Source organism: Haloglomus litoreum (genome assembly GCF_029338515.1).
Lineage (GTDB): Archaea > Halobacteriota > Halobacteria > Halobacteriales > Haloarculaceae > Haloglomus > Haloglomus litoreum.
Window position 1 is genome coordinate 3,708,986 of sequence record NZ_CP119988.1, and the last position, 19,289, is coordinate 3,728,274.

At 72.1% G+C, this 19,289-nt stretch carries 22 protein-coding genes; 7 read left to right on the forward strand and 15 right to left on the reverse strand.

Annotated features, from left to right (window positions below; all coding sequences use genetic code 11):
• Positions 1-102: 102 nt before the first annotated feature.
• Together P2T62_RS18595 and P2T62_RS18600 are read right to left on the reverse strand one after the other, a co-directional pair.
• The gene (locus P2T62_RS18595) at positions 103-1,554 is read right to left on the reverse strand and encodes an aryl-sulfate sulfotransferase (protein ID WP_276258514.1); all 1,452 of its coding nucleotides are present in this window, start codon (positions 1,552-1,554) and stop codon (positions 103-105) included.
• Positions 1,555-1,805: 251 nt separating this feature from the next.
• The gene (locus P2T62_RS18600) at positions 1,806-2,723 is read right to left on the reverse strand and encodes a PhzF family phenazine biosynthesis protein (RefSeq protein WP_276258515.1); all 918 of its coding nucleotides are present in this window, start codon (positions 2,721-2,723) and stop codon (positions 1,806-1,808) included.
• A gap of 835 nt (positions 2,724-3,558) precedes the next feature.
• Between P2T62_RS18600 and P2T62_RS18605 the strand changes: the two genes are divergently transcribed.
• On the forward strand, positions 3,559-4,350 hold the full coding sequence (locus P2T62_RS18605) for a hypothetical protein (RefSeq protein ID WP_276258516.1): 792 nt from the start codon (positions 3,559-3,561) through the stop codon (positions 4,348-4,350).
• On the opposite strand, the gene larC is transcribed toward P2T62_RS18605, so the two are convergent.
• Entirely contained in the window at positions 4,351-5,661 is a 1,311-nt protein-coding gene (gene larC, locus P2T62_RS18610; protein ID WP_276258517.1) for a nickel pincer cofactor biosynthesis protein LarC, read from the reverse strand. It lies immediately after the preceding gene.
• A 54-nt stretch (positions 5,662-5,715) separates the two neighbouring features.
• A complete protein-coding gene (locus tag P2T62_RS18615; protein WP_276258518.1) occupies positions 5,716-6,444 on the reverse strand; it encodes a DUF547 domain-containing protein in 729 nt (242 codons plus the stop codon).
• A 100-nt stretch (positions 6,445-6,544) separates the two neighbouring features.
• Here P2T62_RS18615 and P2T62_RS18620 point away from each other — a divergent pair, with 100 nt between their 5' ends.
• Positions 6,545-7,327 (forward strand): DUF1405 domain-containing protein, encoded by a 783-nt coding sequence (locus P2T62_RS18620; RefSeq protein WP_276258519.1) that lies wholly within the window; start codon positions 6,545-6,547, stop codon positions 7,325-7,327.
• A gap of 24 nt (positions 7,328-7,351) precedes the next feature.
• Here P2T62_RS18620 and P2T62_RS18625 read toward each other — a convergent pair whose 3' ends face one another.
• Entirely contained in the window at positions 7,352-8,260 is a 909-nt protein-coding gene (locus P2T62_RS18625) for an HFX_2341 family transcriptional regulator (protein ID WP_276258520.1), read from the reverse strand.
• 107 nt (positions 8,261-8,367) lie between these two features.
• On the opposite strand from P2T62_RS18625, the gene P2T62_RS18630 reads away from it, so the two are divergent.
• On the forward strand, positions 8,368-8,517 hold the full coding sequence (locus P2T62_RS18630; RefSeq protein ID WP_276258521.1) for a hypothetical protein: 150 nt from the start codon (positions 8,368-8,370) through the stop codon (positions 8,515-8,517).
• 21 nt (positions 8,518-8,538) lie between these two features.
• Here P2T62_RS18630 and P2T62_RS18635 read toward each other — a convergent pair whose 3' ends face one another.
• A complete protein-coding gene (locus P2T62_RS18635) occupies positions 8,539-8,886 on the reverse strand; it encodes a tRNA-binding protein (protein ID WP_276258522.1) in 348 nt (115 codons plus the stop codon).
• A gap of 254 nt (positions 8,887-9,140) precedes the next feature.
• Here P2T62_RS18635 and dnaG point away from each other — a divergent pair, with 254 nt between their 5' ends.
• Entirely contained in the window at positions 9,141-10,604 is a 1,464-nt protein-coding gene (gene dnaG, locus P2T62_RS18640) for a DNA primase DnaG (protein WP_276258523.1), read from the forward strand.
• On the opposite strand, the gene P2T62_RS18645 is transcribed toward dnaG, so the two are convergent.
• The 3 genes from P2T62_RS18645 to P2T62_RS18655 all read right to left on the reverse strand — a co-directional run bounded on the left by P2T62_RS18645 (position 10,581) and on the right by P2T62_RS18655 (position 13,189).
• Positions 10,581-11,273, reverse strand: coding sequence for a GNAT family N-acetyltransferase (locus P2T62_RS18645; RefSeq protein ID WP_276258524.1), 693 nt, complete (start codon positions 11,271-11,273; stop codon positions 10,581-10,583). The two genes, dnaG and P2T62_RS18645, sit on opposite strands and share 24 nt — an antisense overlap.
• A complete protein-coding gene (locus tag P2T62_RS18650) occupies positions 11,270-12,613 on the reverse strand; it encodes a DUF92 domain-containing protein (protein ID WP_276258525.1) in 1,344 nt (447 codons plus the stop codon). The genes P2T62_RS18645 and P2T62_RS18650 overlap by 4 nt, the downstream gene beginning before the upstream one ends.
• A 111-nt stretch (positions 12,614-12,724) precedes the next feature.
• On the reverse strand, positions 12,725-13,189 hold the full coding sequence (locus P2T62_RS18655; RefSeq protein ID WP_276258526.1) for a GNAT family N-acetyltransferase: 465 nt from the start codon (positions 13,187-13,189) through the stop codon (positions 12,725-12,727).
• A gap of 104 nt (positions 13,190-13,293) precedes the next feature.
• Here P2T62_RS18655 and P2T62_RS18660 point away from each other — a divergent pair, with 104 nt between their 5' ends.
• The gene (locus P2T62_RS18660) at positions 13,294-13,902 is read left to right on the forward strand and encodes an undecaprenyl diphosphate synthase family protein (RefSeq protein WP_276258527.1); all 609 of its coding nucleotides are present in this window, start codon (positions 13,294-13,296) and stop codon (positions 13,900-13,902) included.
• Positions 13,903-13,985: 83 nt separating this feature from the next.
• On the opposite strand, the gene P2T62_RS18665 is transcribed toward P2T62_RS18660, so the two are convergent.
• Entirely contained in the window at positions 13,986-14,168 is a 183-nt protein-coding gene (locus P2T62_RS18665) for a hypothetical protein (protein WP_276258528.1), read from the reverse strand.
• A gap of 78 nt (positions 14,169-14,246) precedes the next feature.
• On the opposite strand from P2T62_RS18665, the gene P2T62_RS18670 reads away from it, so the two are divergent.
• On the forward strand, positions 14,247-14,576 hold the full coding sequence (locus P2T62_RS18670) for a DUF5783 family protein (protein WP_276258529.1): 330 nt from the start codon (positions 14,247-14,249) through the stop codon (positions 14,574-14,576).
• 18 nt (positions 14,577-14,594) lie between these two features.
• Here P2T62_RS18670 and P2T62_RS18675 read toward each other — a convergent pair whose 3' ends face one another.
• The gene (locus P2T62_RS18675; RefSeq protein ID WP_276258530.1) at positions 14,595-15,419 is read right to left on the reverse strand and encodes an ABC transporter permease subunit; all 825 of its coding nucleotides are present in this window, start codon (positions 15,417-15,419) and stop codon (positions 14,595-14,597) included.
• Complete coding sequence (locus P2T62_RS18680; RefSeq protein ID WP_276258531.1) at positions 15,416-16,408, reverse strand: ABC transporter ATP-binding protein; 993 nt, start codon at positions 16,406-16,408, stop codon at positions 15,416-15,418. Before P2T62_RS18680 ends, P2T62_RS18675 begins: the two co-directional genes overlap by 4 nt.
• Before the next feature lie 433 nt (positions 16,409-16,841).
• Between P2T62_RS18680 and P2T62_RS18685 the strand changes: the two genes are divergently transcribed.
• Positions 16,842-17,300: a DUF4385 family protein gene (locus P2T62_RS18685; RefSeq protein ID WP_276258532.1), complete on the forward strand. Its 459-nt coding sequence runs from the start codon at positions 16,842-16,844 to the stop codon at positions 17,298-17,300.
• A gap of 73 nt (positions 17,301-17,373) precedes the next feature.
• Here the strand turns inward: P2T62_RS18685 and P2T62_RS18690 are convergent, their stop codons facing one another.
• The 3 genes from P2T62_RS18690 to P2T62_RS18700 all read right to left on the reverse strand — a co-directional run bounded on the left by P2T62_RS18690 (position 17,374) and on the right by P2T62_RS18700 (position 19,166).
• Positions 17,374-18,276, reverse strand: a complete 903-nt coding sequence (locus P2T62_RS18690; protein ID WP_276258533.1) for a DUF8155 domain-containing protein — start codon at positions 18,274-18,276, stop codon at positions 17,374-17,376.
• Positions 18,277-18,388: 112 nt separating this feature from the next.
• Positions 18,389-18,799: a hypothetical protein gene (locus tag P2T62_RS18695; RefSeq protein ID WP_276258534.1), complete on the reverse strand. Its 411-nt coding sequence runs from the start codon at positions 18,797-18,799 to the stop codon at positions 18,389-18,391.
• Positions 18,800-18,863: 64 nt separating this feature from the next.
• Positions 18,864-19,166 carry a hypothetical protein gene (locus P2T62_RS18700; protein WP_276258535.1) on the reverse strand — a complete coding sequence of 101 codons (303 nt, stop codon included), beginning with the start codon at positions 19,164-19,166 and terminating at the stop codon, positions 18,864-18,866.
• Between the last annotated feature and the right edge of the window lie 123 nt (positions 19,167-19,289).

Here is a 19,289-nt window from a genome sequence, read left to right on the forward strand (position 1 = left end):
CGGTTCGACACTGTTCCTATCCACCGAGACGAGGCGTGCCCCGTCGCGGTCCAGCGCCGCGGATGGGTGTTCTCCAGGAAGCGGCGAGGCCCCGCCACCGACTCACTCGGGCGCCCGGGAGCGACCGCGGAGACCCGCCAGCCGGCGGCGGAGCTGGTCCCGCGCCAGCCACGCCTCGGCGGCGCCCCAGCACAGCACCACCAGCCCGGCCGCCGCGAACAGGAGGAAGCCGCTCGCGGGCATCCAGACGGGGCGGAGCCACGGGAGCACCCCCTGGACGGTCTCGCCGGCCTCGACGACGACGCCGTAGCCGGGCAGCGCCGCGAGCGCGGAGCCGTCCGCCCCGGCGGTGTCGGCGGTCGCCGCCCCGGCGTCGTGGGCGGTGAACGCGCCCGAGACGTTCAGGTCCCGCATCGCCGGGCCGCCGGCCTCCCGGCCGTGGACGGGCCGTTCGGCGTCGAACGGGAGCCAGGGGGCGTGGTACTCCCAGACCACCTCGCCGCGTGGCGTCACCTCGACCACGCGGTGCTCGATGGTGTCCGTGACGAGCGTGTTGCCGTTCGGGAGGCGGTCGGCGTCGCGGGGCCACTCGAACCCGCCGACCGACCAGGTCCGCTCCCAGTCGCAGTTGGGCTCCATGTCACCGTCGAGCGGGTGGTCCGGGTCGGCGCGGTCGCAGGTGTACTCGATGACGCGGTCGTTCTCGGAGTCGGCCACCAGCATCGCGGGGGCGCCGGCCTCGGTCTGCAGGTACGCGGGGTTGTGCTGCTCGTCGAGCATCGAGTGGTTCCCGTCCGCGCCCAGCCGCATGACGACCTCGTCGGTCGAGCGGTTCACCACGACGATCTGGTCGAAGTTGCGCGGGGACAGCAGGTAGAGGTCCTCGGCGATGACGTCCACGTCGTTGACGTGGGTCCAGTCGCCCGAGGAGACGCCCTCGTCCGTGTCCTCGGGGTAGTGCTCGCGGAACAGCCACTCCCACTCGACGCCCCCGGTCGTCCGGTTGTAGACGAAGACGCGGTCGTCGCTCGTCCCGTCGTTCGTGTTCCGCATGTTCGCGACCAGCAGGTTCCCCTCGCTGGTCAGGGTCACGTCGTGGGTGTCCCACAGCGGCAGCGTCTCGGTCCACTCGACCCCGCGGGTGTCGCCGTCCAGCCGCATGACCCGCGTCCGTCGGTCGACGGTCCCGACCACGAGCAGGTCGCCGTCGGGCAGCGGGTCCACGTCGTAGAACCAGGAGACGTTCAGCGCGGACTGGGCGACCCGCCAGCGCGTCTCGCCGCGCGGGCCGACGCCGACGAGCCGGGCGGGCTTGTTCGGGTTCACGTCGCCGCCGATGTTGTCCCCCTGGACGGAGATGACCGTCTCGCCGGCGGCCGGCGCCTCGATGGTTCCGGGTGCGACCCGCGGCCGCTCGTAGGCCGCGGTGTCGGCGGCGCCGACGCCGGTCAGCGTCACCACGAGCAGGAGGACCGCGAGCCGGGCGACCGCCCGCCGGTCGTCGAGGAGCCGCGCGAGCCGCTCTCGAGCCCCTTCATGCGGGTCGTCGCTCACGGCGCGACCAGCCGACCGTGGAGTCGGCGGGGTCGGCGCTGGGGGTGGCGAGCGAATCGGTGCAGGGTGCCGGCGGGCGGGCGCCGACGGAGGCGGCTGCGGAGGGATGTCGGGGATGCTTCGGCGGGCATCTGTCCGCCCGATAGCGCGAGGGGCGACAAAAAGCCCGTGTCGTGCGTCCGGCGCGGTGTTCGAGATGCGGGCGCGCTGGCGCGTCGCGCCCCGGCGGTGCGGCCGGTCCCGGTGGTGTGTCAGGCCTCGATGATGTCGTCGGACTCGGGTTCGGGGACCGCGACCTCGCCGTCGAGCGCGACGACGGCCTCGCCGCCGACGCGGACCAGCCCCTCCGTCGTGGCCTCGCTCGCCTCGACGTGGACGATGCCGTCGCGGTCCATGAAGTGGCCCTGCTCGAAGCGCATCCGCTCGGGAGTGGGGTCGAGCGCGCCGAATCGGTCGAGGTAGGCGCCGCAGGCGCCCGATGCGGTGCCCGTCACGGGGTCCTCGGGGACGCCCGCGCCGGGCGCGAACATCCGCGCGTGGAGCGTCGACTCCGCATCGAGCGTGTCGAACGTGAACGCGTAGACGCCCGCGCAGTCGTGTGCCTCGCTGAGTGCCTCGATGGTCCCCATGTCCGGGTCCATCTCGCTCAGGTCCGCGAGGTACTCGACCGGGACCACGAGGAAGGGGAGCCCGGTCGTCGCCCGCGCCAGCGGGAGGTCCGCCGACAGCCCCGTGAGCGCGGACTCGCGCACCCCGAGCGCGTCGGCGACGGTTCCGTAGTCCAGGTCGTCGAGTTCGCGGATCTCCGGCGGGTTCTGGGTCATCCAGACGGTCCCGTCATCGATCTCGATGTCGAGCACCCCGGCGTTGGTCTCCAGCGTGTGCACCCCTTCGTCGAGCTGCCCCTCCATCGCCAGCAGCGCGTGCGAGCCGATGGTGGCGTGCCCGCAGAGGTCGACCTCCTGGCTCGGCGTGAAGTAGCGGACCCGGCGGTCGGCCTCGTCGCTCGGCGAGAGGAAGGCGGTCTCGCTCGCCCCCAGTTCCGCCGCGATGGACTGCATCTGGTCGGTTTCGAGGCCGCTCGCGTCCGTGACGACGCCGGCCGCGTTGCCCGTCAGCGGGGTGTCGGTGAACGCGTCGACGAGGAGCGCGCGTCGCGTGTCGGTCATGCTTGGTCTCGGTGTCGCGGGGCGACGGGAAAACTCCGGGTGGTCGCTAGCAACGGATTGGCGTGGTGGATACGGTAACCTCGAAATCAGGTGTGACAACGAGGCAGCCGAGATGGTCGACGGAGCTCACGACCACGATACCGACACCTACGAAGCCCTCGCGCGCTCAGGCACCCGCGGCTCGCTGCGGTCCTCGGTCGCTGCGCTCCCTGCGGTCCTTGCTTCGCCGGAGGTGCCTGAGCGCGCTCGCCCTTCGAGTCCGCCAGGGATTGAATTTGGCACGGGCGCTGTGGCCCTGCCCTTCCCCGGGTCGCGCGGGCCTCGCGGGCAAGCCGCTCGGCCACGCGCTCCCGGCCGGAGAGTGGTTGCTCGGCCAGCGGTTCCGGGACCAGGAAGCGCGCTCGCGCCCTTCCTGTGGAGACCCCGAGCGAAGCGAGGGGGTCGGAACACTTCGGCGCGAGCGCGGGGAGGTGTGGGGCCACTAGCACTCCGCTGGAACCACCACGCGCGTCGCTCGATTCGGAACACAGCACCCTGGCGGACTCGAAGGGCGAGCGCTCTCGACGAAGGCGGACGACGCAAGCACCGCAGGCCGAACGAAGTGAGGCCGAGGAGCGCAGCGAGGCCCCCGAGTCGAGAGCGCGAGGGCTTCGTAGCCGTCTCCGTTGTCGTCGCTGTCCTGAGAGAGCGCGAGGGCTTCGCACAACTCATCTACACCCTGTACCCGCCGGAGTTAAGCGCGGACGCACCCAGGTACCAGCACCGAGGACTCGCAGGGATTATCCCCGATACCCGAAAATAATCCGATAATCCACACTACATCCCGCGAAACTGAATGATAGTCGTTAAAACCGACAACTTCGAGGTGTACCACGGCGTCGTCACGGAACTCCGTGAGCGCGGCGTGACGTTCACCACCCTCGACGCCACCAGCGACGAGCCCCTCCCCGAGGGCACGGAGGCGCTCATCGTCGGGCCGGACGACGACGTGGCCGTCGAGGACCCCGTGGAGTTCGTCCGCGCGGACCCCGAGAACCCGCGCGCCGCCGTGGACCACGCGCTCCGGCTCCTGCGCGGCGGCGGCGACCGCACCGTGGTCGGCGTCGACCCCGGCGAACGCCCTGGCGTGGCGGTTCTCTCCGGCGACACCGTCGTCGCCGCCTTCGCTGTCCCGCTGGCTGACGCCGCCGACGTCGTCACCGAGGAACTCGCGGAGGCCGCGGGCGCCGACCCCGTCGTCCGGGTCGGCGACGGCGCCCGGTTGCAGGGCGCGCAGATCATCGACGGCCTCCCGGACGACGTGCGCGTCGAACTGGTCGACGAGACGGGCACGACGCCGTATCTGGGCCAGGGCGCCCGCGGGATGGGCGACGTGCTCGCGGCGGTCAACATCGCGCGCATCGAGGGCGACCCCGTCGACTCGCGGGACGTGGAGCCGACGGCCGGCGAGATACGCGTCGTCAAGACGCGCTCGCGGGAGGTCTCGCCGGAGAACCGCGAACTCCCGGACGGGCTGGCACGGCGCGTGGCCCTCGGCGAGCTGGACGTTGACGAGGCCCTGGCCGCACACCGGAACGAGGACGGAAGCGAGACCGACGGGAGCGAGGACGGGAACGACGACGCCTGATTACTCGGCGTCGCCGTCGAGTTCCTCATGGACAGCCGCCTCCGCGCGGCGCATGACCTCCCGCGTCGGCACGTCGACGAGGCCGGCGACGGCCTCGCAGTCGTCGTACTCCGCACTCACGTCGTACACCTCGCCGGCGTCGTCGCTGGCGACCTTCACCGTCACCTCGTGGGACCCGTCCGCGCCGTCGAACGCGAGTTCGACCGTCTCGTACCGGCGCTCGGCCACCCAGCGGTGGTCGGCGCTCGTCTCGCGCACGCCGAGCGTACCCGTCTCCGCGGCCAGCGTGCGCGCCACCTCCTGTACGTCCGCCGGCTTGACGATGACCTTCACGAGGTGGCCGGGTCGGGACTTCTTCATCGTCGCCGGCAGCACCGTCACGTCGCGCGCACCCGCCTCCTTCAGGCGCTCCTGCAGGCCGCCCAGCACCTCCGGCGTCGCGTCGTCGAGGTTCGTCTCCAGCACCCGCACGCCGTCGCGGACGAGGCCACCGCGCTGTGTGCCGACCGTCGCGCGCAGGACGTTCGGGTGCGACTCGAAGGTGTAACCCCCCGCGCCGTAACCCGTCCGTTCGACCCGAAGCGGGGGGAACGAGTCGACGCCCTCCGCGAGGTGGGCCAGAATCGCGGCGCCCGTCGGGGTGAGCAACTCGGCGTCCACGGGCCCGCCCTGCAGTTCCCAGGACGCCTCGGCCGCGATGTTGACGACGGCGGGCGTCGGCACGGGATAGGTGCCGTGACTCATCTCGACACGGCCGCCGCCCGTGGCGAGCGGCGTCGTCACGACACGCTCGACGCCGAGGTCGTCGAGCAGCAGGCACGCACCGACCACGTCCGCGACGGCGTCGTCCGCCCCGACCTCGTGGAACGCCGCCTCCTCGAGATCGGTCCCGTGGACCGCGGCCTCGGCCTCCCCGAGGATGGTGAATATCCGACGGGCGTCGCTGGCCACCCCGTCGGGGAGCCCCATCTCGTCGACGAGGTCGACCACCTCGCGGTACGTCCGCGTGTGGCCGTGGCCCTCGGCGTGCGTGTGGTCGTCGTCCCCGTGTGCGTGGTCGTGCTCCTCGTCCCCGTGTGCGTGGTCGTGCTCCTCGTCCTCGTCCGCACCGCCATCGTCCCCGTCGGTCAGCAAGACGTCGACGGTCGTCGCGCGGATGCCGTTCTTCGTGGTCCGGTCGACCGCGTACCGGACGGGGAGCGCGTCCTCGACGGGCGCGAGGGCGTCGCGGTCGGCGCCCGCCGCGAGCAGTGCGGCCAGGATCATGTCGCCGGAGGCGCCCATCCCCCCGTCGAACGCGAGCGTCTGCATACCCTGACTCGGACGGCGCGCGGCGAAAAGCGTGTGGCTCCGGCGCGACCTCGTCTACCACTCCTCGGGGGCGGCGAACGTGCCGAGTTCGAACGACCAGTCGTACGGCCGGAAGCGGAGGCTCGGGTCGGCCGTCTTCGGGAAGACCTCACGCTCGCGGAGGAACGCCTTCGCGCCACTCGGTCCGCCGAAGTCGCCGAGGAACCAGAGCAGCAGCCGGGGCGCCCGCGCCACGTCGGCGTCGGCGTCGTAGACGGCCTCCTGCTCCAGGTACGACCGGGTCGCCGTCTCCAGCTCGTCCCGGATGCCGTCCCGGGAGTAGGCCGCGATGGGCGGACACGCCGCCGCGCCGCAGTTGAGCGCGAAGTGGATCCGCGGGTCGCGCTCGCGGACGCCGAACCGTTCCACGAACGCCGGCGGGAACGGATCCCGGACGTAGCCCAGCCCCCATTTCGGCCGGGCGCCCCGCAACAGCCCGTGCTCCACCTCGTCCAACGAGAGGCCCCGGCCCGCCACGGTCACGATGTCCGCGCCGAAGAGGCTCGACTTGTCGCGGAAGGTCTCGGGCGCGGCGGCGAGCAGGTCGCGGGCGGCGGCGTTGTAGACGTTCACCCAGAACGCGAGGCGGGCATCGTCGGTGTCGAGCCCATCGGCGAGGGTAGAGCGGTCCAGGTCGCGGAGCCGCGAGGCCACTGCGTGCGTGGACTCACCCAGTCTGACGCGCCGGAGGAACGCGTGGGAGAGCGCGACCGGGTCGGCCACGTCGAGCGGAGTCGTCGTCACTGGCTGTGGATTCGCCCGCCCGAACAAAGGCGTTCGGCCCCGCTGGCGGCGGCCCCGCACGACCGGCAGGCTTGTGTCGGCGGCGGGCACACCCCCGGCCATGAGCGGTGCCTCGGCCACCGACCGCGCCCGACACGCGTACGACCGGTGGTTCCCCGCCGACGACCTCCCCGCCCGACCCGACCTCCCGTGGTTCGTCGCGCCCCTGCCCGGCTGGCTGGAGGACCTCGGGCTGCGGCTGGCCTGGCTCGTCGTCGCCATCAACCTGGCGGGCACGGCCTTCGGCTTCTGGTTCTACGGCTTCCAGTTCACCATCACCGAGCCCGTGATGTGGCCGTTCGTGCCGGACTCGCCGATGGCGACGCTGTTCATCGCCCTGTCGCTGGCGTCGTGGAAACTGGGCTACGCCGACCGTGTGCCCTGGCTCCACGCGCTGGCCTTCTTCGGCTGCATCAAACTCGGTGCCTGGACGCCGGTCGTCCTCACCGTCTTCCCCGTCGAGTACCCCGCCGGCTCGCTGGCGGCGCTCGGGACGCTCGGGTTCGTCTGGGAGTACGGCCTCTACACCTTCCTCGTCACGAGCCACCTCGCGATGGTGGTGGAGGCGTTCCTCGTCCACCGGTACGCCTCGTTCTCCGCGGGCGCGGTGGCGCTGGCGACCGCGTGGTACACGTTCAACGACGTGGTCGACTACCTCGTCCCCATCGTCGGCGAGCCACACCACACGGTCCTGAACGCCGAGCCCTTCGTGGGGACCGGCTTCAACCACAACGTCCCCGCGCACGACATCGCGGCGGCGGTCGCCATCGCGCTCACGGTCACCTGCGTCTTCCTCGCACTCTCGACCCGGGCGGCGACGTTGCGGGCGGAACTGGAGGGCTGACGCGCGACGACCGGGAGCGCCCGCTTACCACTCGAACCGCTCGGAGTCGTCGGCGTGGCTCCGCACCCACAGTTCCCCGATCCGCGAGAGCCGCGTCCGGTAGGACTTCCCGTGCGACTCCTGCTCGACGTACCCCTTCCCGCCCGGCCCCAGCCGGTCGACGTTGTAGATGACCTTCGAGCGGAAGGCGTCCGTGTACTCCTCGCCGAGTTCGCGCGCGAGGGTCTGCGCGAGTTCGGAGACGGATTCGAACTCGCCGTGCTCGCCGAGCGTGAACAGGATGAGCTCCTCGAACGGCTTCACGTTCGAGAACGACGCCACCGGCAGCTCGACGATGTGGGCGTCGCCGATGCGTTTCGCGCCGATGGTCGTCCCGCGCTCGTCGAACTCGCCGAGCAGGTCGCGGGCGCTCTCCAGGCGCTCGCGCATCCGCTCGTCGTCGACCCCGCCGTCGAGCAGGTCCTCCAGCAGGTCCGCCTGCGTCCGGAGTTCCTCAGCGAGTTCGGTCTCCAGGTACTTCTCGGGGACCGTGTAGTAGGTGTGGATGCGGTTGCGGTCGCCCTCGCGCTCGACCATGATGGAGTGAGCGGCCGTCGCGAACGCGAACGACACCGTCCGGGGCATCGAGGAGACGTTGACCCACACCTCGGCGTCGCCCCGGTCGAGTTCGGCCTCGATGAGCGCGTAGGCCGTCTCGAACGCCGCGTCGTAGTCGTAGACGTCCTCGACGACGAACCGCTCCGTGCTCGCCCCGAGCAGGTTCTGGAAGTCCTGCTCCAGTTTCGTCGCCAGGTTCCGCGAGTACTCCACGTTGGCCTCGCTCCCCACCGCCCCCTCCAGCAGGACCACCCGGTCGACATCGAGTTGATCGCGCACCAGGGGCGCGATGAGCCGGTCGTAGTCGAACCCGACCGGCACGATGTGCGTCTGCATGGACGAGGCTTCGCCGGACTGGGTGAAAAGGCGTCGGGTGTACAGAGCCGGTCGACCCGACCGATGTCTGACGAAGCTACTTGTGACCGCCGACGAGTGTGACAGCCATGCAGGACGCACCCGGCGTCAACTGTGGCTGTGGCGACGAGTCGACCCGCCGCGAACGGGCCAGCGTGTGCTCGACCTGCGGGAGCCACAAGGAGTGGGTCTCGCATGGCCCCAGTGCCGTCGTGTTCGAGTGTCCGGACTGCGAGTGACGGAGAGCAGGGTTCGCTGACTCAGTACACCCGCGTCCCGTCGGGCACCTCCCGCTCCGGTTGCAGGTGGACCACGCCGCCGTCGCCGTCGTCGACACCCGTCACGAGACACTGTGATTCGAAGCCCGCGATGTTGACCGTGCCGAGATTGACGACGGCGAGCACCTGCCGGCCCTCCAGCTCGGCTTTCGTGTAGTTGTCCGTCAGGCCGGCTGCCGACTGCCGGGTCTCCGAGCCGAAATCGACCGCCAGCTTGTAGACGTCCTTGCGCGCCTCCGGGAAGTCCGCGACCGAGACGACCGTCCCCACACGCAGCTCCACGTCCTCCAGGAACGCCGCCGGGTCGATATCGGATTCCTCGATGCCCATGGTCGGGGGCTCACGGAGTCGGGACAAGAGCGTTCGGGCGACGGCGGCGACCGCCGCCCACGCTGTCGGGACACGGGACCCACGGCGCCGGAACCGTGCCGACCCTTTTAAGCGTCGAGTGCGTGACCACCAGTTGCACATGGGGCAGCTCATGGGCGCATCACCATCACGCGGTTCACCAACATGCGGTTCATCAGCACGCGGTTCACCCATCAGCGGTTCACCATCCAGCCCCCCACCGGGGCAGTTCGCATATGCCGGATACAGCCAAGTACCTCATCCACGCACGCATCAGCGCCGACGGAGTGGTCGAACGGAACGACGTCGTCGGGGCGGTCTTCGGCCAGACCGAGGGCCTGCTCGGCGACGACCTCGACCTCCGGGACCTCCAGGAGTCCTCGAAGGTCGGCCGCATCGACGTCGAGATCGACTCCGAGGGCGGCCAGTCCTTCGGCCACCTGACCATCGCCACCAGTCTCGACAAGGTCGAGACGGCCATCCTCGCCGCCGGCCTCGAGACCATCGACCGGGTCGGTCCCTGCCGGGCTGACCTGGAGGTCACGAGCATCGAGGACGTCCGGGCCGCCAAACGCCGCGAGGTCGTCGACCGGGCGAAGGAACTGCTCGGCGAGGCGTTCGAGGGCTCGATGATGACCTCACAGGAACTCGTCGAGGAGGTCCGGCGCTCCATCCGCGTCGAGGACATGGCCGAGTTCGAGGGACTCCCCGCGGGCCCCAACGTCGGCGGCAGCGACGCCGTCATCGTCGTCGAGGGACGCGCCGACGTGGCCCAGCTGCTCGGGTACGGCATCAAGAACGCCGTCGCCGTCGAGGGGACGAACGTCCCCGAGGAGGTGGCGGACCTGACCCGCCACAAGACGGTCACCGCGTTCCTCGACGGTGACCGCGGCGGCGACCTCATCCTGAAGGAACTCGTCCAGGTCGGGGAGGTCGACTACGTCGCCTTCGCCCCGGAAGGCCAGTCCGTCGAGGACCTCTCGCGCCACGAGGTGATGGCCGCGCTCCGGGACAAGGTCCCGTACGAGACCATCGCCGACCGCGAGGCCGGTGCCCACGAGGTCGCCGCCACGGACGGGTCGAGCCGGCCCGCACCCGACGCGAACGACGGGGCGGGGACCGCGCCCACACCGGAGACGCCGGAGACACCCCCGACGCCACGGTCACCGGCGCCCGGGACGGCCACCGAGACGACACCCGAGGCCGGGCCGGCCGTCGACCCCCGGGCGGACGCAGGCGACGTGTCAGCCGCTGCCGAGCCCGCCGAACCGGAGGAGCCGCCGTCCACCGACGAACCGGACGCCGCCGCGGTCCCCGACGCCGGCGAGGCCGAGGGTGACGACGGGGACGCGACCGATGCCGACGACGAGGACGCCGGCGACGACGGGGACGCCGAGCCGGAGACCCTCCGGGGGCACGTCCGGGCGACCGTCGATACGGGCGAGGTCCGGCTCCTCGACGGGGAGATGGCGGCGCTCGCGGTCGCCCCCGCCGACGAGGCGTTCGACCGCGTCGAGGCCGCCGAACCGGTCCCGACAGTGGTCGTCCTGGACGGCGAACTGAGCCAGCGACTGCTCGATATCTGTGCACAGCGCGGCGTCGACCAGGTCGTCGCGGCCTCGCTCGGCGAACTGGTCAAGCGACCGACCGGCGTCCGCGTCCGGACGCTGTCGGACCTACTCGAGGTCGCGGACGAGTAGCACGCCGTCGGTCGACTCCGCGTTCTCTCCGGAGCCGTCGCTGGCGTCCGCGTCGTCGCTGGCGTTCGGGTCCGAACCAGCGTTCGTGTCGTCCTCGCCGTTGCCACCCAGGCCGGTGTCGCTCCGGTCGGCGCGCTCCGCGTCGCGCGCTCCGTCGCGCCCCTCGCCACCGTCGTAGTACCCGGGGAGCTCCCGGACCTCGCGAAAGCCCAGGCTGGCGTAGAACGCCCGCGCGTCGTCGTTGTCGACCCGGGTTGTGAGCCGCAGCCGCTCGCACCCCGTGTGCCGAGCCGCCAGCGCAGCCAGCAGCCGGCCCCCGTGCCCCCGACGGCGGTGGCCCGGAGCGACGGCCAACTCCGCGACGTACACCGACGGCTCGTCGACGGTGAACAGTGCGTACCCGACGACCTCCGGTCCGGTGACACCCGTCCCGACCGCCCCGACCGCCCCGGCTGTCCCGTCGGATTCCCCCGGTTCCCCGGGGGCGGCCGGTCCGTCGAGCGCGACGAGCGCGAGGCCCGCGCGGACGCCGCTCCTGAGCAGCGCCCGATGCGGGTCGGGAAAGGCCGCCGCCTGGATGGCCAGCAGCCGCGGCAGGTCGGCCTCGCTCGCGGTCCGGATACCAGATCCGGCCGCATCGGGGGGCGCCCCCGCAGGGTCGCCGCTCATACCAGTCCCAGTGCGAGTGCGAGTCCCGCTCCCACGACCGCGCCGGCGAGCGTGGCGAACAGGTTGACACCCTGGTTGCCGAGCACCGGCCCTTCGAGCGTGGCCCCGAGCAGGCTGTCGGCGAGCGTGCCGGCGAACCCGCCCACGACGACGACGGCGGTCGCGACCGGGCCCAGCTCGAAGAAGACCGCGGCGATGCCCGCGATGATGCCCGCGCCGACGAGGCCCGCGACCTGCCCCTGCCACGTGACGGCGCCGTCGGTGCCGGGCTCGACGCGTTCGAGCGTGGTGACCAGCCGGGGCCCGTCGTACAGCCCGCCGATCTCGCTGGAGAGGGTGTCGGCCATCGCCGTGGCGACGCTCCCGGCGAACGCGTACCGGAACAGTTCGGGCGGCACGCCGACACGGGTCGAGGCCGCGAACAGGACGACCGCGACCAGCGCCACGGCGGAGTTCGCGAGGACGTTGCCGCCGCCACGTGCGCCCTCGTTGTCCTCGGCGATGCCGCGTGCGGCCTTCTCGTCGTAGCGGAACTTCGAGGAGAGGCCGCCGAGGCCGAAGAAGGTGATGAGCAGCGCGAACCAGCCGTAGCCGCCGAGAACGATGGCCAGGAGCGCGAGCAGCACGCCCGTCAGCATCCCCGAGAGCGAGGCGGTGCCGAGCGCGAACGCGACGTAGCCCAGGAGCGCCGAGACGCCGATACCCACCCCGACGCGGACGGCGGGCGCGGCGATGCCGAGTTCGAGGAAGCCCCACAGCAGGAGCGCCACCGACACCAGGACGAGCGGGTCGTCGCGCTCGAACAGTGCCGCGCGCAGCAGCGCCGCCCCGAGCGCGGCGACGGCCGCGAGGAAGGCGACCAGCGGGAACGCGAGCCGCCCACCGGCGATCTCCCCCACGGCGAGGAAGCCCGCGGCGGCGGCCACCACCCCGCCGAGGGTGAACCCGGCGGTGACCGCGAACGGGTCGGTCGTCCGGAGCCGCACGAGTTCGGCGGCGACGTTGCCGACCACCAGGGCAGCCACGCTGCCGACGAACGCCGTCGGCGGAAGGCCGACCTGCCGGAGCGGGACCAGCAGCGCGAGGCCCGCACAGGCGAAGGCAAAGGCCGCGAGCCCGAACAGCCGGCCCTCCTCGTAGTCGCCGGGGCGCGCCAGCAGGTCGAACAGCGGGCCCTCGTCGACGACGTACAGCGCGGCCAGCCCGACCGCGACGAAGGGGAGTGCTGCGGCCCCGGCGGTGGTCAGGGGGTCGAGCCCCCGGCCCACGAGCAGCGGCACCACCAGCGCCAGCGAGCCGACGAGGGCGTACGCCCCCGCCCGCCGCACGTTCCCCGTCACGACCCGCCCGTTCCCGCGACGCGCACTTAACGCTCCCGAACAGGCCGGTCCGGAGAACCAGCTTCCGAAGGGGTGTCCCGCGGACCGGTCCTCGAACGGGGCCCGGCCGCCTCAGGCCACCAGCTTGGCGTACTCGACCTGTTTCGGCTCGTAGCCGTTCGCCTCGTAGAACGCCCGCGCACGGTCGTTGGCCCACTCGGTCCCGAGCGTGATGAACTCGCAGCCCTCGACCTCGGCAAGCCGCTCGACCCGTTCGAGGAGCGCCGTCCCGTGCCCCTCGCCTCTGAACCCCGGCTTGACGTACAGGTCCGGGATGGCGAGGTAGCTGTCGTGCGTGCGCGTGGCGCGGGTGTCGGCCTCCGCGGAGACGTAGCCGACGGCGGCCCCGTCGGTTTCGAGCAGGAAGTCCCACCGCTGGTCGGCCGCCAGCAGCTCCTCGAAGCCGGCCGTCGCCCGCTCCAGCGCGTCCTCGCACAGCTCGTTGAGCGCCGAGTACGGTTCCATCTCCTGGGCCAGTGGGTACCAGAACTCCTCGGCGATGAGCGCGGCATCGCCGACGGTGGCCTCGCGTATCATACGCCCGCTTGTGGACACGGCCAGGTAAACTCCCTCGGGACCGGGCCCCCGGCCCCGGGACACTCGACCACACCGTTTAGGCCATACCCCGGCCAACGCCGTCCGTGGGCATCTACGACCGGTATCTGGAGGCGCGGGTACGAACGAGCGACGCCGACCGCCCCGAGCACGTCGCGCTGGTCATCACGGAGCGGGACCTGCTGGAGCCGGGGGCGTACGATACCCTCGCGGACTTCTTCGGCTGGGCGTTCGACCTCGGTGCCGAGCGCGTCACCGTCTACGTGAGCGTCATCGACGAGGACGCCGTCCCGACGCTGCGCCGGGCGTTCGACGAGGTGGAGGCCCCACGCGAGGTCGCGGTCCGCGGTCCGGGTGACGAGGAGCGGGCCGACGCGCCCATCCGGGTCTCGATGGGGCTCGGCGGCCGCGACGAGTTCGCCGCCGCCGTCCGGGGCGTCGCCGAGGAGGTCCAGGCCGGCGACCTCGACCCCGACGACATCACGGAGGCCGACATCGAGGACCGGCTCGTCTTCCCCGAGCCGCCGGACGTGGTCCTGAAGACCGGTGCCGAGCGGCTCTCCGACTTCATGATCTGGCAGTCCGTCTACTCCGAGCTCTACTTCACCGACGTCAACTGGCGGGACTTCCGCTACCGGGACTACCTCCGCGCGGTCCGGGACTTCCAGGACCGTCAGCGACGGTTCGGCCGGTAGGCCGAATCCCGTGACGAGCACAGCGAAGTCACGGAGGTTCGGCCGGTAGGCCGAACGTCGCCGCGAGTGCAGGACGGGCTACGTCACGTCGCCGGGTCGACACCGTCCCCGAGGAGGCCGTTGAACACGAGGAACGAGCCGACCAGCAGCAGGAGGACGGCGAGCCCGAGCGTGAGGTCGCCGGGGAGGTTCGACAGGAACACCGCCACGAGCGTCAGCTGGAGGCCACCGAACAGGGGCCGCGGACGGAGGGAATCGCTGTCCATGTGGACCTCAGGGGCATCGCCGGCAAGGCCGTTCGGGTCTCCGCAACGGTTTCCCGGCCGCGCCGTCTCGCCCGGTACATGATCGATTTCGACCCGGAGCGGTTCGAGGAAGGCAAGTACGTCCACTACTTCGAGGAACTCGAATCGGCCTACACCGCGGCGTACCAGGCCCTGCACGGCGAGGTGGACTCCGGCATCCTCCGACCCATCGACCGGCGGGTGCTATCGGCGAGCGAGCCGTTCTACGAGGGCGACGGCGAGTTCCGGGTCGACCTGCCCGAGGACCCCTACGAGCGGGCGGGGCAGCCAGGGGACCCGGAGGCGTTCCAGGCCATCCTCGACCGGCTGGTCGCGGCCATCGAGCGGGAACTCCGCGAGGAGTTCGGGGTCGCGGACGGGGAGGGATGACGCTCCCCCCGCGGGAGGTCACCCGACGTCGACGGTGCCGAACCGTCGGGCACCGACGAGGAGGCCGACAGCGGCAATCCCCAGCAGCACCAGCCCCGAGACGGCCGCCGGTCCGGCCCCGACCTCGTCGGGCGCCGACGTGGATGCGGCCACGAGCCAGCGGCTCACCACGGCCAGCGACAGCGTGGGGTTGAGCGCCGACACGTACGGCGACAGTCCCGGCGGCAGGAGTGCCCGCAGCCCCGGCTCCAGCACCGCCTTCCAGACCGGCGCGTTCCACGCCAGGACGACGTAGGTGCCGGCGATGGCGACCAGCGCGCGGTACTGCGAGGCGAACGCGGCCGAGACCCCGACCGCGAAGGCGGTCCAGGCGGCACCGTACACCAGGACCCAGCCGCCGACCAGCAGGAACGGCACGACGGCGACGCGCTCGTTGAGCGCGAGCATCCCGGCCATGGCCGCGAGGAGCGCCGCCAGCACCCCCACCAGCATCGCCACGCGCGCCAGCAGCTTCCCGACGAGCACGTCCCGGCGGGTGCCGGCGAGACCCAGCAACAGCCGGACCGACCCGGACTCGCGCTCGGCAGCGACGGCGCCGTACGCCAGGGCGGCCACCACCAGGAACAGGTAGGTCGACAGGTAGCCCGGAACGAGCAGGACGCCCTCGACGGCCGGGGGCGGCTGCCCCTCGATCGCCCGGAGGTTCGAGGTCCGGCTCCAGAAGGCCGGCAGCACGAGCAGCGCCACCAGGACCAGCGCCCCCCACAGCAGTCGGCTCCGGCGCGCCTGTCGGAGGTCCTCCCGGGTAATCGTCGGGATGCGCGTCCCCGTGTCCGGCGTCATCGCTCGGTCCCCCCGGCGTCGGCTCCGGCGGTCGCGTCGGCGCCCTCGGTCGTCCCGCCGGCCGCTCGGCCGGTGCCGTCCCGGGGGGCAGCCGCGTCCGTGAGTTCGACGAACAGCTGCTCCAGTGACGGGCCCGCCTGCCCGACCCGCGTGACGGTCGCGCCGGCGTCGGTCAGTCGGGTGGCCACGGGGCCGGTGGCGGCCGCGTCGACACAGCGGACCCGGACGTGCCCGTCGTCGCGTCCGACCCCGAGTACGCCGTCGCCGACGCCGGGGTCGACATCCTCGGGGACCTCCGTCGCCACGACGACGTGTTCGGCGCGCCCGTCGACCCGTTCCCGGAGCCCGGCTACGGTGTCGACGGCGACCAGTTCGCCCTCGTGCAGGACTCCGAGCCGGTCACAGAGCGTCTCCACCTGGCCGGTGATGTGGCTGGAGAGGAAGACGGCGGCCCCGCGGTCGCGCTCCTCACGGATGACCCGGCGGACCCGGCGGGCCCCCTCCGGGTCGAGGCCGGCGAGCGGCTCGTCGAGGACGAGCAGCTCCGGCTCCCCGACGAGCGCGACCGCCAGCGCCAGCCGCTGGCGCATCCCGGTCGAGAACTCGCCGACGGGGCGGTCCGCGGCGGCCCCGATGCCGACCCGTTCGAGCAGCGCCGCCGGGTCCTCGTCGGTCCGCTGCATCTCCACGGCGAGCCGGAGGTGGTCGCGAGCGGTCGACCGGTCGTAGAACCCGGTCCCCTCCGCCACCGCGCCGACCCGCTGGCGGACCGCCCGCGAGTCGACCCACGGGTCGCGGTCGAGCACCCTGACGGTGCCACCGGTCGGCTCGGCCAGCCCCAGCAACAGGTCGATGGTGGTGGACTTGCCGGCACCGTTCGGCCCCAGGAACCCGAACACCTCCCCCCGCTCGACGGCCAGGTCCAGCGACCGGACCGCCGTGACCGACCCGTACCGTTTCGTCAGCGACGCCGTCTCGATGACAGCCATGTGCCCGGGACTGGGACCAGAACCGGGGTAAAGTTGCCGTACGGTTCAACGTCCGTTTCAGCCTGTGTGCTCCGGGAGTATTCGGTCGTGGCCCTCGCGACCGCCGTGGTCGGCACCAGCGTCGCAGGCCTCGGCGTGGGGCTGCGCTGCTTCCCGCTGGCGCCAGCGTCCCGGCGGGCCTCCCCGGCGCGGGCGCGCTCCCGCCCACCTCCATCCCGGACGCCTTCGGCGGTACGGCGGCCTGCTCGCTGGGGCTGACGGCGCTGCCCACGCGCGTCGCGCCCGCTGACTACGACCCCGCCCGGCTCTCGACGGCGGTCCGGACGCTCGACGGCACGACGAACGGTACCGAGGAGACGGCACCGGCCGACGACGGGCGGCCACCCGTGTCGCGGACCCGGGATTCAGGGGGCTCGCGACCCGATGTTCGGCCGTGAGCGACGACGGCCCGGAGTACGACACGGACTTCCGCGAGCACCCGACCGAGTACCGGGTCGGCCGGGGTGAGGAAGGCGCGTTCAAGGTCGAACCGTACAAGAGCGAACTCCTGCCGCTCTGGGGCATCAAGACGGTCGCGGAGGCCGAGGAGGGCGCCGCCGCCATCCGCGAGCGGTTCGAGCAGTACCGCGAGGACGACGAGTTCCCGGGGATGGACATGGCCCGCAAGTACCTCCAGATGGGCTGGACGCGCGCGATGCGCTACGCGAAGTACCCGGGCGGGCAGAAGTACGAGACGACCGACGAGGGCGAACGCGTCGAGCGCGAGCCACAGCAGTGGTACGACGAGGAGAAGCGCGAGATCGCGCTCGTCTACAAGGCCGCGCTGGACGAGGTCCGCAAGGACGAGGTGTACCAGCGCCGCAAGGCCGAGTGGACGGAGGAGTACGGGTGAGGAACTCCATCCCGTAACCAGCAGATAAGCCGATTACCACAAGAATTTTCGAATTACACCCACCTCCGACGAATTATCCGAGCCGTACGGGGTCGTCCGTCGGGACCACGTCCACCTGCACCTCGTCGCCGACGGCGTGGTCGTGGCCGCGCGCGACGACTTTCGCCCCCAGTTCCTCGCGCCCGACGAACAGCGACAGCCCCGTCACCGGCTCGCCGTCGAGCCGGACCGCCACGTCGGCCCATTCGACATCCCGGTCACGGACGACCCCGACGCGCTGGCCGAGCAGCGAGACGGGGTACTCGTCGCGGGGGGCGCTCGACCCGAACCGACCCCCGCCGGCGTAGTGGGGGAGGCCACCGTCCAGCGGGGCGCCGTCGTCGCTGGCGAGCGCCGCCCACCCGCTGCCGGGGGATGCGGGCCGGTCGAGCCGGACGTACGTCTTGCCGGCCTCGACGACGGTGCCGTGCCCGTCCCAGCCGACGGGCGTGATGGCGACGTCGGTGTCGAGCGCGAGTCGCGGCGAGCCACGCGCCCGGAGCAGGTTCGCGCCGCGGTGACGGAGTTCGAGGTGGAGGTGGTTCGCGACCCAGGGCGCGAAGAAGCCCGAGCGGACGAGTCGGCCCAGCGGCTGGCCGGGCTCGACCTCGTCGCCCGGCACGACGGACGGGTCGACGTGGAGGACCCGCGCAACCCACTCCTCGTCGTACTCGTTCCCGTCGAGGGTGAGGCCGGGCGTGGCCGCCTCGTCGACGGCCACGAGGAGGACGGTGTCGGTCACCTCGGCGTACTCCTTCGCGGGGACGCGCCGCTCCTCGATGTCGAGGACGGTCCCCGCGACCGGGGAGGGCGCCACCTCGTCCTCGCGGTCGGGGTAGAGGTCGACCGCACAACCGAGGTCGTGGGCCGGATAGGGGGAGTTGTACAGCGAGAAGCGCGGGTAGCGGGCGAGGAGGGCGTCCCCCAGCGTAGGCATACGCGGCGTTGGGGTGGCGACGGTTTAGCGGCGTCGGGTCAGGCCTCGTCCCCGGGTGATGCCGTCACGTCGAACGCCGCCGGGTCGGCCTCCGCGACCGCGGGCGGTCCGCCTACGCCAGCCCGATCTCCGTCGCGACCTCGCGGTACGTCTCGTAGAAGGCGGCGGGTTCCGCGAGCGCACCCGCGGCGACGCCGAAGACGTTCACCGTGGCCTCGCCATCGGGACCCTCCAGCGCGACCGACCAGTTCACCCGGCCCTGCTGCCACGCGCCGTCGTGACTCCGCACGAGCGTCTCGCCGAAGTAGCTCCCGAACTGGACGGCCACGCCCGACAGTGCGCTCGGGTCGCTGTCGGCTTCTGCTTCGGCGTCCTCGGGGCCGTAGTACGTGTCGACCAGCGAGTCCAGATGCCGGAGCGAGGCGGGCGTGAAGTCCAGCGGGTAGTCGTCCCAGTACTCGACGCACTCCTCGGCGGCGATGCGGAACGACTCGGGCGGGTCGGGGGCGGCGTCCGCTGACACACCTCGACCTGCGAGCGCGAGCGCCGAAGCCCTTGTGCTCGGCCGATGGCGACGGGGGTGCCGCTCAGTCGAACAGTGGGCCCTCGGTGACGGGGATGTCAGTCGGGCCGTCGTCGGCCGCATCGGCGCGGCCCTCGTCAGCGTCCATCGGTCGGCCGCCGTCCGGCACGAGCGTCGGTTCGGCCTGCCGCTTCGCGCCGTCGAGGAGACTCCCCACGAGGTAGCCCAGCGCGGCACCGAGGCCGGCGTTGAAGCCGGTCGCGAACGGGCCACCCTGCTTCGTGCCGACCTTCGTTCCGAGATACGCGCCGGTCTGGGCGCCGTAGCGAGCACCGCGGTCGCTGCGCTTGCACGGGCAGAGCTTCATGCACACCCTTCGGGGCGGGATGGGTTTCAATCCGTCCCCGGGCGGGGGTCGGGATCCTGGGATCGGGGCAGGAAGGGAGCGGGACGGCGGCGGAGGGGCAGGGACCGAGGAGCGGAAGAGACG

Excerpts from the sequence above, each read along its gene's own strand:
- P2T62_RS18600 (WP_276258515.1), bottom strand. The coding sequence starts at position 2,723 with ATGACCGACACGCGACGCGCGCTCCTCGTCGACGCGTTCACCGACACC.
- P2T62_RS18605 (WP_276258516.1), top strand. The coding sequence starts at position 3,559 with ATGATAGTCGTTAAAACCGACAACTTCGAGGTGTACCACGGCGTCGTC.
- larC (WP_276258517.1), bottom strand. The coding sequence starts at position 5,661 with ATGCAGACGCTCGCGTTCGACGGGGGGATGGGCGCCTCCGGCGACATG.
- P2T62_RS18620 (WP_276258519.1), top strand. The coding sequence starts at position 6,545 with ATGAGCGGTGCCTCGGCCACCGACCGCGCCCGACACGCGTACGACCGG.
- P2T62_RS18625 (WP_276258520.1), bottom strand. The coding sequence starts at position 8,260 with ATGCAGACGCACATCGTGCCGGTCGGGTTCGACTACGACCGGCTCATC.
- P2T62_RS18630 (WP_276258521.1), top strand. The coding sequence starts at position 8,368 with ATGCAGGACGCACCCGGCGTCAACTGTGGCTGTGGCGACGAGTCGACC.
- P2T62_RS18635 (WP_276258522.1), bottom strand. The coding sequence starts at position 8,886 with ATGGGCATCGAGGAATCCGATATCGACCCGGCGGCGTTCCTGGAGGAC.
- dnaG (WP_276258523.1), top strand. The coding sequence starts at position 9,141 with ATGCCGGATACAGCCAAGTACCTCATCCACGCACGCATCAGCGCCGAC.
- P2T62_RS18645 (WP_276258524.1), bottom strand. The coding sequence starts at position 11,273 with ATGAGCGGCGACCCTGCGGGGGCGCCCCCCGATGCGGCCGGATCTGGT.
- P2T62_RS18655 (WP_276258526.1), bottom strand. The coding sequence starts at position 13,189 with ATGATACGCGAGGCCACCGTCGGCGATGCCGCGCTCATCGCCGAGGAG.
- P2T62_RS18665 (WP_276258528.1), bottom strand. The coding sequence starts at position 14,168 with ATGGACAGCGATTCCCTCCGTCCGCGGCCCCTGTTCGGTGGCCTCCAG.
- P2T62_RS18670 (WP_276258529.1), top strand. The coding sequence starts at position 14,247 with ATGATCGATTTCGACCCGGAGCGGTTCGAGGAAGGCAAGTACGTCCAC.
- P2T62_RS18675 (WP_276258530.1), bottom strand. The coding sequence starts at position 15,419 with ATGACGCCGGACACGGGGACGCGCATCCCGACGATTACCCGGGAGGAC.
- P2T62_RS18680 (WP_276258531.1), bottom strand. The coding sequence starts at position 16,408 with ATGGCTGTCATCGAGACGGCGTCGCTGACGAAACGGTACGGGTCGGTC.
- P2T62_RS18690 (WP_276258533.1), bottom strand. The coding sequence starts at position 18,276 with ATGCCTACGCTGGGGGACGCCCTCCTCGCCCGCTACCCGCGCTTCTCG.
- P2T62_RS18700 (WP_276258535.1), bottom strand. The coding sequence starts at position 19,166 with ATGAAGCTCTGCCCGTGCAAGCGCAGCGACCGCGGTGCTCGCTACGGC.